Genomic DNA, 17,750 nt, shown 5'->3' on the forward strand with positions numbered 1-17,750 from the left:
TAGGATCGTAAGGCATGAGCGAACCACTTAAGCGCAGCCGCGAGGCTGTCACGCAAGCAGTGAAGGCCTACGACATCCGCGGTCTGGTCGAGCCCGCCGATAAGGCCACTGTTGACCGCGACTTCGTCTTCGATGCCGGCGCCGCCTTCGCGTCCATCCTGCGCGAAGAAGGGGAGAAGACCGTCGCCGTCGGCCACGACATGCGCCCGTCCTCTCCGGAGCTCGCCGCCGCGTTCGCTGACGGCGTGACCAGCCAGGGCCTCGACGTCGTCGCGCTCGGACTGACCTCCACAGACCAGCTCTACTTCGCAGCCGGCACGCTCGGCTGCGCAGGCGCAATGTTCACTGCCTCGCACAACCCCGCCCAGTACAACGGCATCAAACTCTGCCGCGCGGGCGCGACACCGGTCAGCCAGGAGAGCGGTTTGGCGGAGATCACTCAGATGCTTATAAACGGCGCTCCCGCCTTCGACGGGCCCACCGGCACCGTCAAGGAAGACGACATCCTCGACGACTACGCCTCCTTCCTGCGCGAACTGGTGCCGCTTCCGGAAGATCGGAAGCTCGTCATCGCGGTCGACGCCGCCAACGGCATGGCCGGACACACCGTGCCCGCGGTGCTTGGGGACCAAGATGTTCGCCCCCTCTACTTCGAACTGGACGGCACCTTCCCCAACCATGAGGCCAACCCCTTGGAGCCGGAGAATTTGCGGGATCTGCAGGGGTTCGTCGTCAAGCAGGGCGCAGATATCGGCCTTGCCTTTGATGGTGACGCTGACCGCTGCTTTGTCGTCGATGAAAAGGGCGACCCGGTGAGCCCGTCTGCGATCACCGCACTGGTGGCAGAGCGCACGCTGGAGGACAATCCCGGCGCGACGATCATCTACAACGCGATCACCTCGCAGGCCGTGCCCGAGCTGATTGAGGCGAAGGGCGGCCAGGGTGTGCGCACGCGTGTGGGCCACTCCTACATCAAGGCGCAGATGGCGGAGAAGGGCGCGCTGTTCGGCGGCGAGCACTCCGCGCACTACTACTTCGCCGACTTCTTCAACGCGGACTCGGGCATGGTGGCCGCCCTGCACGTGCTGGCGGCCCTGGCGGAGCACGACAAGCCGTTGAGCGAGCTGATGGCGCAGTACAACCGCTACGCCGCTTCCGGCGAGATCAACTCCGAGGTCGCCGACCAGCAGGCCAAAATGGACGCCGTCGTCGACGCGTTCGCCGACCGGACGGAATCGGTGGACACCCTCGACGGTGTGACCGTCTCTTTGGCGGGGTCGAAGACGTGGTTCAACGTCCGCGCGTCCAACACCGAACCGCTGCTGCGGTTGAACGTCGAAGCCGAAACGCAGGCTGAGGTCGACGCTGTGGTCGACGAAGTGCTGGGAATCATCCGGTCATGACCGACCCCTCCAACCGCTACTTCGAGGGCGCAGCGCACTACGACCGGGAAACCGTGCGGTTCTTCGACGTCGCCCATGAAGGTGCGCAGCTGCGCGCCGTGGCCGAGGCTGCGGGGCGGTTGGAGCACCTTGCCGGGGTGAACCCGCGCAGTGTGGTGGTGCTGGCCACCGACCAGATCGCGGCTGTAGCGGCGCGGTGTGCTCTCGCTCTGGCGGGGCAGGATAGTGAGGCTGGGGCCGGTGCTGGCCTGCGCTGGCCTGTTGTGGTGGCTGACGAGTTGCCGGGCTATGTTGGCCCGCTCGATGTCGTCGTGGTCGTCGGCGACGCGCCCGATGCACAGGCCGTGACCCGCGCCATGGCCACCGCGGCAGGCCGTGGTGCTGAGACCGTTATGGCCGGGCCGCAGACGGGGCCCGTTGTCGAGGACGCGCCTGATTCCACCGTGGTCCTCCCCGCCCCGCCGACCACGCTCGGGGCGTCGCCGCTGCGCACCATCGCGGCTGTAACAGCTGTGCTGCAGACGCTGGAGGGGGCATTGCCACATGAGGTAGCTGAACTCGCCGCAGCAACCGACGACGTCGATGAGGAACTGCGCCAGCTCTCACCCGAACGCGACGCGACGACCAACCTGGCCCGCCAGCTGCGCGAGTTCGTGGCGGGCAAGCGGATCATGCACACCGGCTACACGCGTACCGGGGCAGTGGTGGCCGAGGTGGCTGCGGTGTTGTGGTCGGTGAAGGGGTTGGCGGGAGGATTCGTCGATAAGCATGAGCTTGCTGGCGCGCTGGAGGAGACCTCGAGCCCTGCGGACGACATCTTCCACGACCCCTACCTAGACGGCCCGGTGGTGTCCGTGGGCACGATCGTGTGGGGCGAGGACGATGCGCGGCTGGCCTGTGGGCGAGCAGAGAGGTCGGCTGCTGCTGGCTCGTTTGCGCAGGCACTGTGCTTGATTGTGCGCGCCCACGCCGCTGCGGCGCTCTCAGACGATTCCTAGCTGGACCGCCCGTGAACGGGCCGTGCGCGCTCTATCATTGAGCTGACAAGATAGTAGGGGAGCGACCGTGAAACTGATCACTCCAGCCCTGCAGACTTACCCCTGGGGCTCCAAAACAATGCTGGCCCAGCTGCGCGGCGAGCCGGCGCCAACGGCGCAACCCGAAGCAGAACTGTGGTTCGGTGCCCACCGCACAGCGCCGTCGCTCGTTGACGGCACCGGTCTTGACTCCCTCATCTCCACCGATCCGACATCCGCCCTGGGGGCTGCGGTGGAGTCCCGCTTCGGCGCCCAGCTGCCATTCCTTCTGAAGATCCTCGCGGCAGAAGCGCCCCTGTCCGTCCAAGCGCACCCGGACAGCGCGCAGGCGCAGGCTGGTTTCGACGCGGAGAACGCCGCCGGTATCCCGCTGAGCAGCGCCAAGCGGAATTACAAGGATCCCAACCACAAGCCTGAGCTCCTTGTCGCGCTGACCCCGTTCCGCGCGTTGGCTGGTCTGCGCCCCGTCGCTGACACCCTCGCGTTGATCGAGCACCTCGACTGCGCCCCGCTGAACCGCTACGCGCCCTTCCTCCACTCGGACAACGAGGAAGAGGGGCTGCGCGCCCTGTTCACCACGTGGATTTCGCTGCCGCGCGCAAAACGCCTCGAGCTTATCGACGCTATATACGCCTCCGCCCAATCCCCCTCACCTGAAGCGGAAGCGTGGATGGTTGAGGCGATGGCCTGCTTCATCGAGCTCAACGACCGCTATCCCGGTGACGTCGGCGTGCTGGCCTCCCTGCTGCTCAACTACATTGAGCTCGCCCCCGGTGAGGCCCTCTTTCTCGGCGCTGGGCGGCTCCACGCCTACATCAGCGGCATGGCCGTCGAGATCATGGCCAGCTCCGACAACGTCCTGCGCGGCGGGTTGACCTCCAAGCATGTCGACGTCCCTGAGCTCGTGCGGATCTGCGACTTCACCACCCAAGCCGACCCGCGCATCGCCACTACCACCTCGACCGCCCCCTACGGTGAGGCCACCGAGTATCCCGTCCCGATTGAGGATTTCGTGCTCACCCGGCACCGGCTCTACCCCAGCGCAGGAGCGTTGCAGGTGGGCGACGGCGGTGCCGGCTCTGATGCCGGTGCGGGTCCGGGTGCAGGTTCTGGTGCGGGTCCCGGCATTCTTCTGTGCACAAAGGGTGCTGTCACGTGCGGTTCTGGCGAGGCCATTGACCTCAAAGCTGGCTCAGCCGCATGGATCCCGGCCGATGACGGGCCTTTCTCTGTTCGCGCTGCCGGCCACGAGGTGGCTGAGGTCTTCTACGCGCGAGTGGCTCTGTGAGATACCGACTGTGAGACGCCACCCGACGGGGGCGCCGGGCTGGAAGGGGTGAGCATCTGCGCAAAAGTTGACATCCGCCAGATACTGGTAGAGCGATAGAAATTCACTACCTGCGTGTTTGAAACCATAAAGAATCACGCATGTAAAGTTTTGCGCACGCCTTTGCGCGCAACGCCGCTGGAAGCGGGTTAGAGGGGTGGCAGCCGCGAGGGATCGCGCTTTAAGGCCAGGCTGATCCGAGCGCTAGGCCCCGAACTACTCCTGTACTTGGCTCTCGCTGCCTGCGCGCTCTTCGCGAGTTGCAGCGGAGAAGGGGTCTTCGGAGCGCTGCTCGCTGACCTGGCCGCTCTGCGGTGCAGCGTTACCACTCTGGACCGTGGAGTTATCGCCCTGCGGAGAAGCGTTTCCGCCCTGGGCCGTAGAGTTACCGCCCTGAGGTGCAGCATTACCGCCCTGGGGTGCAGCATTACCGCCCTGGGGTGTGGCGTTGCCACCCTGAGGTGCAGCATTACCGCCCTGGGGTGCAGCATTACCGCCCTGGGGTGTGGCGTTGCCACCCTGAGGCGCAGGGTTGTCGCCTTGCGGTGTTGCGTTGCCACCTTGCGGTGTGGCGTTGTCGTCGGCAGGCGAAGCGGGCTGGTCCGCAGGCTGCGAAGTTTGGTCGTTGGCGGGCTCCGGACGAGGTTCGGGTTCGTTGTTCTCGTTCGGAACAGTCGCCGGTGCGGTGCCGGGGCCCTGCGGGCGCTCCGGACGGGTGGTCTCGCCGTTGCCGCGGGTGGTTGGGCGTGACTCGGGCTGGGAATCAGAGTTAGAACGGGACTGGTTGGCCTGGCCGGATCGCGGGGTCTGGCTCGGGGTGCGGGAACCGTTCTTTCCGTTCGTGCTCTCATCGGCGTTGCCGTTGTTTCGCGGGCTCGGGGCGGCGTTGGTGGGGCGGTAGTAGCTGGTTTCACTACCGTCCTCGCGCGCGCCGTCGAGCCGAGCGTTGGGCGGGGCGAGCGGGTCGGCTGCGTAGTTAGAATCTGCGCGATCTTCCGTGGCTGCACGTGAACCACTCTCGGAGGCTTGGAGGTCCTCGGTCATGGATATGGGGTCGGTGCTTGCTGCGGCTTCTTCATCGCCAGTTTTGGCGACGGGTTGGCCGGCGATCTCAGTGTCGTCGGAACGCATGTTCATGCTGGGGCTGGGGATCTTCCACACTGCGAGCCCGAGGAGCAGCGCCAAGGCAAGACCGGATGCCATGTAGACGGCGAAACGGCGTTTGGTCAGCTCCATGACATCCTCCTTCGCTCATTGTGTCGCGCAATGTCCCCGCGTTGTTGCTGATCAATAACAACTCGGTAACAAGTTACCATGGAAATGTAGGCTAGGCTAGACCCAATTTCCCGCGCGTTGCCTGGTTCTTGTAGACAGGCAGCCTGCCAAGCGCTAGTAGTAGATTCTGAAAAGCGCTGTATAGGGGCGAACTTGAGCAGATGTGAAGGGTAAGGAGCAAGGCATGAGCACGTGGGATACCGCGATCTTCAATAAGGATGTCAACGTCGACTTCCTCGACGAACTGGCCTCCCTTGATGCCGACGAGCGAATGGAGGCAGTGCGTGATGCTTGCCTGCTCGCCGTCGACCGCGACAACGCGTCTGAGGATGAGCTCCTCAACGGCCAGGCTGCAGCCACGGTCGCCGCGATTTGGGCGGGCGCGCCGTTCTCCGCAGGGGACATCGCGGATTCCTACCCGTTTTTGCGTACGACGTCCGCGGAGCTCGATGAAAAGCTTGTCGACGCTGCAGTTGCCATCCTCGAAGACCTCGCCGCGAGCGACACTGAGTACGACGTGGACCAGTTCATCGAAGCCCTCTCCTAAGGGGCTGGGGAATGACCCCGTATTCTCGTGCTGAGTCACTGAGACGCTGAGACGCTGAGACGCGAGACACTGCAGACAATAAGGAGAACCCCCACCATGGATCTTGACTTCAAGGTCGCTGATCTTTCCCTGCACGAGGCAGGCCGTAAGCAGATTGAGCTGGCTGAGCACGAGATGCCGGGGTTGATGCAGCTGCGGCGCGAGTACGAGGAGGAGCAGCCGCTCAAAGGCGCGCGCATTGCTGGTGCGATCCACATGACCACGCAAACGGCTGTGCTCATTGAGACGCTGACGCACCTGGGCGCGGAAGTCCGCTGGGCCTCCTGCAACATCTTCTCCACCGAAGATGCGGCTGCCGCGGCGATCGTCGTGGGCAAGGACGGCACCCCGGAGAACCCGCAGGGCGTGCCTGTATTTGCCTGGAAGGGTGAGACCCTGGACGAGTACTGGTGGTGCATGAAGCAGATCTTCAGCTGGGGCGAACGCAACGGGGAGGCCATCTTCCCGAACATGATTCTTGACGATGGCGGCGACGCCACCTCCGCCGTGATCAAGGGCGCTGAGTTCGAGAACGCCGGCGCCGTGCCGTCTACTGATGAGACCGATTCGGACGAGCAGATCTCCTTCTTCAACATGCTGCGCGACACCCTGGCCGAGGAGCCGAACAAGTGGACTCGCACCGCAGAGGAAGTCAAGGGAGTCACCGAGGAGACCACCACCGGCGTTCACCGCCTGTACCACTTCGCCAATGAGGGCACGCTGCCGTTCCCGGCGATGAACGTCAACGACGCGGTGACCAAGTCGAAGTTCGACAACCGTTACGGCACCCGCCACTCCGTCATCGACGGCCTCAACCGCGGCACCGACATGCTCATCGGCGGCAAAAAGGCCCTTGTCTGCGGTTACGGCGACGTGGGCAAGGGTGTGGCTGAAGCACTCGACGGCCAGGGCGCGATCGTGTCTGTCACGGAGATTGATCCGATCAACGCGCTCCAGGCGCTCATGGACGGCTTCAAGGTGGTCACGGTCGATGAGGCGATTGATGATGCGGACATCGTCATCACCGCGACCGGCAACCTGGGCATCATCGGTTTCGACGACATGATGAAGATGAAGGACCACGCTGTCCTGGGCAACATCGGCCACTTCGACAACGAGATCGACATGGCATCCCTGCTGCACCGCGATGCTGTCACCCGCGAGAACATCAAACCCCAGGTGGACCTGTTCACGCTGCCGTCGGGCAACTCCATCATCGTCCTGTCCGAGGGTCGCCTGCTCAACCTGGGCAACGCGACCGGCCACCCGTCGTTTGTCATGTCCAACTCGTTCGCGGACCAGACCATCGCGCAGATTGAACTGTTCACCAACACCGACAACTACGAAAACCAGGTTTACCTGTTGCCGAAGATCCTCGACGAGAAGGTCGCGCGCATCCACGTCGAAGGCTTGGGCGGCCACCTCACTGAGCTGACCAAGGAACAGGCGGAGTACATCGGCGTCGACGTCGCCGGCCCGTTCAAGCCCGAGCACTACCGCTACTAATGATTGTCGCACTCGAGGGCATCGACGGCGCCGGCAAGAACACGCTGGTCCAAAAACTGATCCGCGAACTCGGGGCCACCGACAGGATCGACAGCGCGGCGACCATGGCGTTCCCGCGTTACAACGAGTCCCTCCACGCCCAGCTCGCGGCCGACGCACTGCACGGCAAGATGGGCGACCTCACCGACTCCGCCCACGGCATGGCCGTCATGTTCGCCCTCGACCGGTACGGGGTGGTCGAGGAGCTGCGGCAGTGGGCGTCGTCGCCAAGCGATGTGCTCCTGCTCGACCGCTACGTCGCCTCGAATGCGGCGTACACGTCGGCGCGCACGGGGCGTATCGACGACCGCGCGTGGATCGCCGAGCTCGAATTCGATCGCCTCGGGCTGCCCCGACCCGCCCTGCAGGTGCTCGTGGACACCGCGCCGGACACTGCGCGGGCGCGGGCACGATCCCGCGAACAGGCGGACGCTTCGCGGACCCGCGACCGCTATGAACGCGATGCCTCCCTGCAGGACGCGACGTACGCGGCGTATGCGGAAATGGCGGAGACGAACTGGGAGAGTCAGTGGGTCCGTGCCACTGATGCAGCGCCTATTATGGAAGTGATTGGGCACCTGCGCTAAGGAGTAACGATGCCACCGAAGATTCTGGTTGTTGATGACGACCCTGCCATCTCCGAGATGCTCACCATCGTCCTGGAAGCCGAGGGCTTTGAAGCCGTTCCGGTGACCGACGGCGGTGCCGCTGTCGGCGCATTCCGCGATCAGGACCCCGACCTGGTCCTGCTGGATCTGATGCTGCCGGGCATGAGCGGCGTGGACATCTGCAAGGAAATCCGCAAGGAATCCAACGTGCCGATCGTCATGCTCACCGCCAAGACCGACACTGTCGATGTCGTGCTCGGCCTGGAATCTGGCGCGGACGACTACATCACTAAGCCGTTCAAACCGCGCGAGCTCATCGCCCGCATCCGTGCGCGCCTGCGCCAGAACTCTGAGGAACCCAGCGAGATCCTGGAGATTGGCGATCTGCAGGTGGATGTGCCGCAGCACATTGTCACCCGGGACGGGAAGGAGATTTCTCTCACCCCGCTCGAATTCGATCTGCTTGTGGAACTAGCGCGCAAACCGCAGCAGGTGCATACCCGCGAAGAACTCTTGGAATCCGTGTGGGGCTACCGCAACGCCTCCGACACCCGTCTGGTGAACGTGCACGTGCAGCGGCTGCGCTCAAAGATCGAGCACGACCCGGAGAACCCGGAGATCATCCTCACCGTCCGCGGCGTGGGATACAAGACCGGTAAGTAGGGGATCGCTCTGGGTCGTTTTGGTCAGGCGAGGGACCGCTTCTCCCACAGGTGGCGCACCTCGCTGCAGGTCAGGTTCGTGGGCACGGTTCTCATCGTGTCCACGATTGTCATGGGCGTGCTCGTGTTAGCCCTGGCGTCTGTGGTGACGCAGCGCCTGGTCGACACGAAGGTCGATAACGCCCAATCTGACCTTGAACGCGTCCGCGTTGCCGTCGAAGAGCAGCTCCAGAACACCGCCACGACGACGTCCACGCAAGGCCGCCTGAACACTGCGCGTGCTGCGTTGGCGCAGCGGTCGCAGCAGGATCAGCCGTCGACAGGCGCCTACGAGCCGGTGCTCTTGGTGCCGTCCGAGGATGGCGCGATCAGCGCCCCAGAGAACTTCGTCATTCCGCAGCGCCTTGTGGATTTCGTGGGGCGTGGGCAAGTGGCGTACCAGTTCACGCCGGCGCAGCACGACGGTGAAGCGTACAACGCGATGATCATCGGCACGCCGACCAACTCCGACATTCCAGACCTGCAGCTCTACCTGGTCATGGACATGGAGAGCGAACGGCAGACCCTGGCCCTCATGCGCGGTCTGCTCACCTCTGCCGGCATCGTGGTGGTGGTGCTCCTGGTGGGTATTGCGTGGCTGTCTTCTCAACAGCTCATTTCCCCGGTCCGCTCTGCTTCCCGCATTGCAGAGCGCCTGGCCGGCGGTCACCTCAAGGAGCGCATGGCCGTCGAAGGTGAGGACGAAATGGCCCGCTTGGCGCTGTCCTTCAACAACATGGCCGATAAGCTGTCCAGCCAAATTAACCAGCTCGAGGAATACGGTGACCTGCAACGGCAGTTCACCTCCGACGTGTCCCACGAGCTACGCACGCCGCTGACCACCGTGCGCATGGCGGCGGACATGATCGCCGCCGACGAAGAAGCACTCGAGCCCCACGCCCGTCGCGCGTCCCAGCTGATGACCAAGGAGCTCGACCGCTTTGAGGCTCTGTTGGCGGACTTGCTGGAGATTTCGCGACATGACGCTGGTGTCGCCGAACTCTCCGCCACGAGCATCGACGTTCGCAGCCCGATCGAATCCGCCTGGGCACAGACCAGCCACCTCGCCGAAGAGCTCGATGTTGCAGTGGAGTTCGACATGCCGGACACACCGGTCACGATGATCGGCGATCCCCGCCGTATCGAGCGCATTGTGCGAAACCTGCTGGCCAATGCCATCGACCACTCCGAGGGCAACCCGGTTGTGCTGGAGCTCACCTCCAACGAGGATGCCGTGGCGATCACCGTCACCGACGGCGGCGTGGGCCTGAAACCCGGCCAGGAGGAGCTCGTGTTCAACCGCTTCTGGCGTGCGGACTCGTCCCGCAAGCGCCACTCCGGCGGCACCGGCCTGGGCCTGGCCATTTCGCGCGAGGACGCCCAGCTGCACCACGGGCTTCTCGACGCCGCCGGCACCCCCGGCGTGGGCTCCCAGTTCCGGCTCGTGCTGCCGCGCGATCCCGAGGTTCCCTACTCGGAGCCGCCAGTGAACTTGGTGGTGCCGCAGGAGCCCGGGGCTGCTGAAGCGACAGATGCTGTGGGCGGCCCTGGCGTGGCTCCCCGTGAGATCGGATGGGCATATGTGGACCCCGGTTTTGCCGGTGCGAAAGCGCAGCGGATGGTGCGCTCCAAGGAAGAGGGGCGATAATGCTCTTCATGACCCCCAGCACTCACCGCCGCCGCACAGCTGCCCTCGCGCTGGCTGGCGCGGGGTTGCTGTTCACTGCGACCGGCTGCGCCACGCTGCCGACAAGCACTGAGCCGCATGTGCTGCACCCGTTCAACGACCAGCGCGCTCCGATGCCCGTCGAAGAGCCCCGCGAAGGCATGGAGCCGGACCTGCTCCTGCGCGAGTTCTTCGCTGCGTCCGCGAACCCGACCGGGGACTTTGAAGCGGCTCGTCGGTACATGACTGCACCGATGGCGGAGACGTGGGCGCCGCGGGACACCACGTTCGTTCTCGATAGCTTCGACTTGACGTCGCGGGCCTCAACGGACCAGAACAAGCGCTCTTACTCTGTCGCCGGCCGCATCGTGGGCTACCTGCTGCCCGGTGGCGCGTTCCAGCCGGGTGATAACCGCCAGTATGAGGCGACAATGGAGCTGTCCCAGCAAGACGGCGAATGGCGCATTGGTGCGCTGCCCAATGAGGTGGTCATTGACCGCACTGACCTGCGCAGCCACTATGAACCGCGCAACCTCTACTACTACGACACCACCGGGCAGTCGCTCGTGTCGGACCGCCGCTGGGTCTATGCGCGGGTCCCGTCGGTAGAGACCCTGTTGATGAACATGCTCGTCGGCGGCCCTGAGGAGCGCATTGCTCCCGCTGTGCGCTCTGCCATCCCGGAGGACGTGGCGTTCACCGGGCTTAACGACGGCATTTACGAGTTCACCGGCCTCGCCGATGCCGACGAGCAAACCCGTGCCCGGTTCGCCGCCCAGGTGGTGTGGACCCTCAACGAAGCGGGAGTGCGCGGCCCGTACTCCATCAAGGCGGATGGTGCCGCGTTGCTCGATGAGTCCGTGGAGTTGACCACCGACGACTTCGCTGACCTCAACCCAGTCCCGCAGCCCGATGGTGGCCCCAGCTTGTATACGCTGTCTGACGGTTCCATTAAGGCTGTGAGCTATCCGGGCGGCGATGACAGTGAAGTCGAGTCCATCCCGGAGCTGGACAAGATCGGCGACATTTCCCACATCGACATCAGTGACGACGGCGCTTACGCCGCGGCGGTCAACGTCAGCGAGCGGGAGCAAGCCCTGGTCTTCGGCAGGCTCGGCTCTGACGGGAACAACGGCGACAGCGGCCGGGGCAACAGCAATAAGGCGAGTTCGCGGGAGGTTCTGCGCGCGGAGAGTCTCACCCGCCCCTCGCTGGAGCCGGACCACACTGCGGCGTGGACTGTTCTCGACGGCCAGCGCGTCGTGCGCCTGGACCGCTCATCGACGAACGGCGAGGTCACAGTCAACGACGTCGAAATGAGCCTCCCGGAATCTTTAAGCGGGGAGATTTCCGTGCTGCGGTTATCCCAGACTGGCGCGCGCGTGGTGATGATCATTGATGGACACCTGGCGGTCGGTGTCGTCGAAAGGCGTGACGACGGCAGCCGCGCCGTCGTCAACGTGGTGAAGTACGCCGCGACCGAACTCGGTGGGGCAGCCGTTGCTGTGGACTGGCAGCCGGACGGGTCCCTGCTGGTGGGAACGTCAATCATGAACACTCCGGTCTATCGGGTAGAGATGGATGGCTCCACGGCCACGGCACTGCCGTCAGGCAACATCAGCGGTCCGGTGGTGGCCCTCGGTGCGACTGACGACACGATGTACATCACGGACTCCAAGGTGCTCATGCAAATGCCAGTGCAGATCCGCGAGAACGTGAACTGGCGTGAGGTGCCCGGCCAGCAGGGCGTGCGCGCGGCGCCGGTGCTGCCGAGGCCCTAAGAGTTCTCGGGGAGCGCGGGCATGGGGTTGCTGGGGGAGTTCGGTGAGCTGATCCTGCCGCGCCGCTGCGCCGGCTGCGGGGAATACGGCCACCTACTGTGCCCGGCCTGCCGGCGCCAGTTGGCTTTCCCGCCGTTCCGACACTCACCGAACGTGAACCCGCATGTGCCGGTGTACGCCCTTGGGCCGTATGCGGACCCGCACCGGGGCGTGGTGTTGGCGATGAAGGAGCGCAACAACGTCGCGGTGCGCCGCCATGTCGGGGCGGTCGTCGCTGCCGCGTTGGACTATCTGGAAGCCGGCGGTGACCTCCCGGCCGGGACCCATCTCGTGCCTGCCCCGACACGCCCTCGGTCGGCGCGGGCGCGCGGCGGTGACCCCGTCACCGCGATCTGTGCGGTGAGCGGACGTCCCACCCATCCGGTGCTGGCGTTGCCTGACCGGCTGGCCGACCAAGCCGGTCTCGACGAAGCCGGCCGGCGCCGAAATCTGCAAGGAAACGTTGTCTTGACTGGGGTGCCGCGGCAGCCGGTCGTGGTGGTTGATGATGTGGTGACGACGGGGGCGACGTTGCAGTCGAGCGTCGAAAAGCTCATGGCTGCAGGCGCGACTGTGACTGCGTGCCTTGTGCTGTGCGCAGCGTAAAGACAGTTGCAGTGAACCAATGGATGAACAAGATGAACTAATGGCTGACAGATATTAGCGGGCGGTATAATTTAGGTGAAACGGTATATAGCGATTGTGTTAAAACGTTCGATCCGAAGCCGAAGGAGGCAGCAGATGACTTCTGCAGATGAGAACCGCCAAGAAACCTTGAGCCCGAACGCCCAGGTGACTATCACCGGCCGAAATGTCGAGGTTCCGGAGCACTTCCAGGAGCGCGTGAACACAAAACTGGCCAAGGTTGAAAAGCTCGATCCGACGCTGAACTTCTTCCACGTCGAGCTGAAGCACGAGCCGAACCCGCGCCGTGAAGCGCAGGCCAACCGCATCCAGATCACCGCGACCGGCAAGGGCCACCTCGCCCGCGCGGAGGCGAAAGAGGACAGCTTCTACGCTGCGCTGGAGTCCGCGATTGGCAAGATGGAGCGTTCCCTGCGCAAAGTGAAGGTCCGCCGCGAGATCTCCATGGGCGGCCACCGTGCACCGAAGTCCACCTACGAGGTCACCTCCGAGCTCGTCGCGGAGGCCGAGCAGGCACGCCAGGAGCAGGACGACCGTTATGCCGACAAGTACACGGAGTCCATCAACGAGAATCTGCCGGGCCAGGTCGTGCGCACCAAGGAGCACCCGGCCACCCCGATGTCCGTCGATGAGGCTCTGTCTGAGATGGAGCTTGTCGGCCACGACTTTTACCTGTTCATCAACGACGAGAACCAGCGCCCGTCGGTGGTCTACCGCCGCCACGCCTACGACTACGGACTGATCACGCTCGTTCCGGAGGAAGAGGCTTAAGCCTTCGCCGCTTATCGACGCTGCCTGCCCGGCCCCACGCCGCGGCAGGCAGTTTCGCAACTTCCGACACGCTTCCCAGCTGCCTGAAAGTAGGACTTGGGCGGGGCGTGCGTACAATTGTCCTTTGAATTTGAATTCTGACCCAGACACAAAGGAAGCACCACGTGTTCGGACTGTCCAAACTGCTGCGCGCCGGTGAAGGCCGCACGGTCAAGCGTTACGACAAAATTGCTGACCAGGTACTCGCCCTCGAGGACGAGTACGCAGCGCTGACCGATGAAGAGCTCAAGGCCAAAACCGACGAGTTCAAGGCGGCTCTGGCAGACGGCACGAGCATGGATGAGATCCTGCTCGACGCCTTTGCCACTGCCCGGGAGGCGTCCTGGCGCGTGCTGGGGCAGAAGCACTACAAGGTGCAGATCATGGGTGGTGCCGCCCTGCACTTCGGTTCCGTCGCCGAGATGAAGACTGGTGAAGGTAAGACTCTGACCTCGGTGCTGCCGGCCTACCTCAACGGACTGGGCGGCGAGGGCGTGCACATCGTCACGGTGAACGACTACCTGGCTAAGCGTGACGCCGAGATGATGGGCCGTGTGCACCGCTTCCTCGGCCTGACCGTCGGAGTGATCCTTTCGGACCTGCGCCCGCCGGAGCGCAAGGAGGCCTATGCTTGCGACATCACCTACGGCACCAACAACGAGTTCGGTTTCGACTACCTGCGCGACAATATGACCAAGTCGGTGGAGGACATGGTGCAGCGCGGCCACAACTTCGCCATCGTGGATGAGGTCGACTCGATCCTTATCGATGAGGCCCGTACTCCGCTGATCATCTCTGGTCCGACTGATTCGACGAGCCAGTTCTACACCGTCTTCGCTCAGCTGGCGCCGCGCATGAAGGCCGGCATCCACTACGACGTGGACCAGCGCAAGCGCACCGTCGGTGTTTCCGAGGTCGGTGTGGAGTACGTCGAAGACCAGCTCGGCATCGATAACCTCTACGCGCCGGAAAACTCCAGCCTGGTCAGCTACCTGAACAACGCCATCAAGGCGAAGGAGCTGTTTACCCGCGACAAGGACTACATCGTCCGCCAGGGTGAGGTCCTCATCGTCGACGCGTTCACCGGCCGCATCCTGCCGGGTCGCCGTTACAACGAGGGCATGCACCAGGCGATCGAGGCCAAAGAGGGCGTGGAGATCAAGAACGAGAACCAGACCCTGGCCACCGTCACCCTGCAGAACTACTTCCGTTTGTACAACAAGCTTGCCGGCATGACCGGTACCGCGGAGACGGAGGCCGCCGAGCTCAGCCAGATTTACAAGCTGGGTGTGGTGGCGATCCCGCCGAACAAGCCGAACATCCGCAAGGACCACGACGACCTGATCTACAAGACTCAGGAAGCGAAGTTCGCCGCTGTGGCCGAGGACATCGCGGAGCACGTGAACAAAGGCCAGCCGGTGTTGGTGGGTACCACCTCCGTCGAGCGCTCTGAGTACCTGTCGCAGCTGCTCACCCGCAAGGGTGTCAAGCACAACGTGCTCAACGCGAAGTACCACGAGGAAGAGGGCCGCATCATCGCCGAGGCCGGCCTGCCCGGCAACGTGACCGTGTCCACCAACATGGCCGGCCGCGGTACCGATATCGTGCTCGGCGGCAACCCGGAAGTCCTGCTCGACGCCCGCCTGCAGGAGCAGGGCCTGGACCCCTTCGAGGACGAAGAGGCATACCAGGAAGCATGGGATGCCGGTTTGCCGCAGGCGAAAGAGAAGAGCGAGAAGCTTGGCGACGAGGTGCGCGACGCCGGCGGCCTGTACGTCATCGGCACCGAGCGGCACGAGTCCCGCCGCATCGACAACCAGCTGCGCGGCCGTTCTGGCCGTCAGGGTGACCCGGGTGAGACCCGCTTCTACCTCTCCATGCGCGATGAGCTGATGGTTCGCTTTGTCGGTGCGTCCATGGAGAACATGATGAACCGCCTCAACGTTCCCGACGATGTCCCGATCGAGGCCGGCATGGTGTCCCGCTCCATCAAGGGTGCGCAGTCCCAGGTGGAGAACCAGAACTTCGAGACCCGTAAGAACGTCCTGAAGTACGACGAGGTCCTCAATGAGCAGCGCAAGGTGGTCTACCGTGAGCGCCGCGAGATCCTTGACTCCAAGGACATCAAGGACCAGATCCGCCGCATGATCGACGACACTGTCGGCGCTTACGTCGACGGCGCCACGATGGACGGCTACGTCGAGGACTGGGATCTGGACCAGCTGTGGACCGCGCTCGATTCCCTCTACGGCCCGTCCATGACGCCCGACGAGCTTATCGACGGCTCCGAGTACGGCTCCCCAGGCGAGCTTTCCGCCTCCCAGCTGCGCCAGGCCGTCATCGACGATGCCAACGCTCAGTACGACCAGCTGGAGGACAACGTCGCCGAGATCGGTGGCGAAGAGCAGATGCGCAACGTTGAGCGCATGGTCATCCTCCCGATCATCGACACCAAGTGGCGCGAGCACCTCTACGAGATGGACTACCTCAAGGAAGGCATCGGCCTGCGCGCCATGGCGCAGCGCGACCCCCTGGTGGAGTACCAGAAGGAGGGCGGCGACATGTTCAACGCCATGAACGACGGCGTGAAGGAAGAAACCGTCCGACAGCTGTTCATGCTGCGCAAGCAGTTCGAGCGTCAGCAGGACGGCGTTGACGGCAACGGTGCAGAGGGCCCTGGCACCGTCCAGGTCTAAACCTCACAGGATGCGGAAGGTGATCAGGCGGCTCTCGTCGATAAGCGCGACCCAGCCATACGTCCTCCCGTCAGACACAATGCTGCCGTAGAGCTCGGTGCCGTGGGGCGTGTCGCGGCCATGGCACGACAGCACGCGCACAGTCGAGGGTGACTGCAACGCGCGACGCCGCGCCGCAACGTGTTTGCGCACACCGAAGCTATACGCGCGTTGTTGCAGAACGCGCAGCTCTCGGACACCGAACGCGGCGTCGAGAGCAATGCGCACAAGCGGCGACAACCGCGAACCGCTCGGCAACGGAGATTCCGGCTCCGGGCCGACCGCAGGCTCCGGAACAAGGACCTTCAAGTGGGTGTGACCGGGGACAGGATGGTACATGCGTGCCTCCATAGGGGCGGGACAATGGCGGCAGCGGACGCGACGTGGGCTATGTATCATTGTGCCGGTAAAAGCAGTCCTGCGGGGCGCGGTGATGCGCACTGCAGTGAGCAATGAAAGGACGTGGATGATGCAGGGTTTGATCGTGGACTACTGCGGTGTTCTGGACGTCGATGAGGAAGACACCCGCCGCTGGCGTGAGCTGCTGGCCGCGCTGCGCGAGCACGACATTGCCACCTCGATCCTCTCCAACGATCCGGGCGGGCCTGACGCGGACCACATCCGCGAGTGGGAGTTCCGCGGCCACGTCGACGCGGTGGTCCTGTCCGGTGAGATCGGCGCGGAAAAGCCCGAGGCCGCTGCATTCCAGGCTGCTGCCGACGCGATGGACGTGCCGCTGAACGAATGCGCGCTGATTGACGACAACATCCTCAACGTCCGCGGCGCCGTCGAAGCCGGTTTGATCGGCATCCTCCACACTGCCTTCGACCGCACCGTCGTGGAGATCCAGTCCCTGTTCGACATCGAGGGCGAGTTCTAGCGTGCGCGTGTACATCCCCGCCACGTTCGGCATGCTCAAACAGCTCGACAACGATGGGTTGATCCACGCCCGCAACGGCTGGGCGTTCGCTGCGACACCGGCCTTGACCGAGTTCTTCACCTCCGGTGACGAGGAAGAGATCGAACTCGTCGCATTCGACGACGCCGCTCTCGCCTCCCTGCGCCTGCTCGCCATCGGCGATGAGGAGGACTTCCCGCACCGCCGCGTGGTCATCTCCGCCGACGTTGACGCGAGCCTGGAGCCGGAGATGGGGGAGTCCACGGTCAAGCTTGCCGGTCCCGTCGCGCTTGAGGACCTCGCCGCCATCCACATCGACATCGCCGAAGCCGAGGACGCCACACGTCGCGCCACAGAGCTTATCGACGAAGCCGACCTCGGCGACCAAGACGCCGAACTCGCCGTCGGTGACGCCCAGGACAACTACCTGGCCTTTTACGACCCCACCGAGCTGCCCTTCCTCATCGAGCTGCTCTAGCCGCCCCCGGCCCGCTGGGCCGGCCCCGCCCTGGGCCGGCGCCGCTGTTCTGGGCTGACCTAGCGCCCTGCTGCCCCGCCGGCCTAGGCTGGCCACCCCCATTTCCCGGTTAGCTAGTTCCAGACAGCTAGTTCGTTCGTGTGATGTCTGGGGTCTTTTTGGACACGGAGTCCAGGGGGTTTTTGGACGTGATGTCTAGCGACTTTTTGGGCGTTC

At 64.2% G+C, this 17,750-nt stretch carries 16 protein-coding genes; 14 read left to right on the forward strand and 2 right to left on the reverse strand.

Going from position 1 to position 17,750, the window contains the following annotated elements:
* Nucleotides 1–14 precede the first annotated feature (14 nt).
* From KBX07_RS10420 to manA, 3 genes are all read left to right on the forward strand, one after another.
* Nucleotides 15–1,403 (forward strand): phosphomannomutase/phosphoglucomutase, encoded by a 1,389-nt coding sequence (locus tag KBX07_RS10420; RefSeq protein ID WP_255994552.1) that lies wholly within the window; start codon nucleotides 15–17, stop codon nucleotides 1,401–1,403.
* Nucleotides 1,400–2,401: a hypothetical protein gene (locus KBX07_RS10425; protein WP_256024060.1), complete on the forward strand. Its 1,002-nt coding sequence runs from the start codon at nucleotides 1,400–1,402 to the stop codon at nucleotides 2,399–2,401. Before KBX07_RS10420 ends, KBX07_RS10425 begins: the two co-directional genes overlap by 4 nt.
* Nucleotides 2,402–2,468: 67 nt before the next feature.
* Nucleotides 2,469–3,728, forward strand: coding sequence for a mannose-6-phosphate isomerase, class I (gene manA / locus KBX07_RS10430; protein ID WP_005286111.1), 1,260 nt, complete (start codon nucleotides 2,469–2,471; stop codon nucleotides 3,726–3,728).
* Nucleotides 3,729–3,983: 255 nt separating this feature from the next.
* On the opposite strand, the gene KBX07_RS10435 is transcribed toward manA, so the two are convergent.
* Nucleotides 3,984–5,003: a hypothetical protein gene (locus KBX07_RS10435; RefSeq protein WP_256024062.1), complete on the reverse strand. Its 1,020-nt coding sequence runs from the start codon at nucleotides 5,001–5,003 to the stop codon at nucleotides 3,984–3,986.
* A gap of 223 nt (nucleotides 5,004–5,226) precedes the next feature.
* On the opposite strand from KBX07_RS10435, the gene KBX07_RS10440 reads away from it, so the two are divergent.
* From KBX07_RS10440 to secA, 9 genes are all read left to right on the forward strand, one after another.
* Nucleotides 5,227–5,589 (forward strand): DUF4259 domain-containing protein, encoded by a 363-nt coding sequence (locus KBX07_RS10440; protein WP_040423400.1) that lies wholly within the window; start codon nucleotides 5,227–5,229, stop codon nucleotides 5,587–5,589.
* A gap of 96 nt (nucleotides 5,590–5,685) precedes the next feature.
* Nucleotides 5,686–7,134 (forward strand): adenosylhomocysteinase, encoded by a 1,449-nt coding sequence (gene ahcY, locus KBX07_RS10445; RefSeq protein WP_256024064.1) that lies wholly within the window; start codon nucleotides 5,686–5,688, stop codon nucleotides 7,132–7,134.
* Nucleotides 7,134–7,760, forward strand: a complete 627-nt coding sequence (locus tag KBX07_RS10450) for a dTMP kinase (protein WP_256024065.1) — start codon at nucleotides 7,134–7,136, stop codon at nucleotides 7,758–7,760. Before ahcY ends, KBX07_RS10450 begins: the two co-directional genes overlap by 1 nt.
* A 9-nt stretch (nucleotides 7,761–7,769) precedes the next feature.
* The gene (gene mtrA, locus KBX07_RS10455) at nucleotides 7,770–8,444 is read left to right on the forward strand and encodes an MtrAB system response regulator MtrA (protein WP_005286095.1); all 675 of its coding nucleotides are present in this window, start codon (nucleotides 7,770–7,772) and stop codon (nucleotides 8,442–8,444) included.
* A gap of 63 nt (nucleotides 8,445–8,507) precedes the next feature.
* Complete coding sequence (mtrB, locus tag KBX07_RS10460; protein WP_370687289.1) at nucleotides 8,508–10,130, forward strand: MtrAB system histidine kinase MtrB; 1,623 nt, start codon at nucleotides 8,508–8,510, stop codon at nucleotides 10,128–10,130.
* Nucleotides 10,131–10,138: 8 nt separating this feature from the next.
* Nucleotides 10,139–11,929: an LpqB family beta-propeller domain-containing protein gene (locus tag KBX07_RS10465; protein ID WP_256024066.1), complete on the forward strand. Its 1,791-nt coding sequence runs from the start codon at nucleotides 10,139–10,141 to the stop codon at nucleotides 11,927–11,929.
* A 21-nt stretch (nucleotides 11,930–11,950) separates the two neighbouring features.
* On the forward strand, nucleotides 11,951–12,574 hold the full coding sequence (locus KBX07_RS10470; protein ID WP_256024067.1) for a ComF family protein: 624 nt from the start codon (nucleotides 11,951–11,953) through the stop codon (nucleotides 12,572–12,574).
* Nucleotides 12,575–12,709: 135 nt separating this feature from the next.
* Complete coding sequence (gene hpf, locus KBX07_RS10475) at nucleotides 12,710–13,384, forward strand: ribosome hibernation-promoting factor, HPF/YfiA family (RefSeq protein WP_256019484.1); 675 nt, start codon at nucleotides 12,710–12,712, stop codon at nucleotides 13,382–13,384.
* Between the two features lie 164 nt (nucleotides 13,385–13,548).
* A complete protein-coding gene (secA, locus tag KBX07_RS10480; RefSeq protein WP_005286080.1) occupies nucleotides 13,549–16,119 on the forward strand; it encodes a preprotein translocase subunit SecA in 2,571 nt (856 codons plus the stop codon).
* Between the two features lie 3 nt (nucleotides 16,120–16,122).
* On the opposite strand, the gene KBX07_RS10485 is transcribed toward secA, so the two are convergent.
* Complete coding sequence (locus KBX07_RS10485; RefSeq protein WP_040423399.1) at nucleotides 16,123–16,497, reverse strand: hypothetical protein; 375 nt, start codon at nucleotides 16,495–16,497, stop codon at nucleotides 16,123–16,125.
* 130 nt (nucleotides 16,498–16,627) lie between these two features.
* Here KBX07_RS10485 and KBX07_RS10490 point away from each other — a divergent pair, with 130 nt between their 5' ends.
* On the forward strand, nucleotides 16,628–17,038 hold the full coding sequence (locus tag KBX07_RS10490) for an HAD-IA family hydrolase (protein WP_255994577.1): 411 nt from the start codon (nucleotides 16,628–16,630) through the stop codon (nucleotides 17,036–17,038).
* Nucleotide 17,039: 1 nt separating this feature from the next.
* On the forward strand, nucleotides 17,040–17,534 hold the full coding sequence (locus KBX07_RS10495) for a hypothetical protein (RefSeq protein WP_256024068.1): 495 nt from the start codon (nucleotides 17,040–17,042) through the stop codon (nucleotides 17,532–17,534).
* Nucleotides 17,535–17,750 lie beyond the last annotated feature (216 nt).

Origin of the sequence: Corynebacterium sp. CCUG 70398 (genome assembly GCF_024454055.1) — a bacterium.
GTDB lineage: Bacteria > Actinomycetota > Actinomycetes > Mycobacteriales > Mycobacteriaceae > Corynebacterium > Corynebacterium genitalium.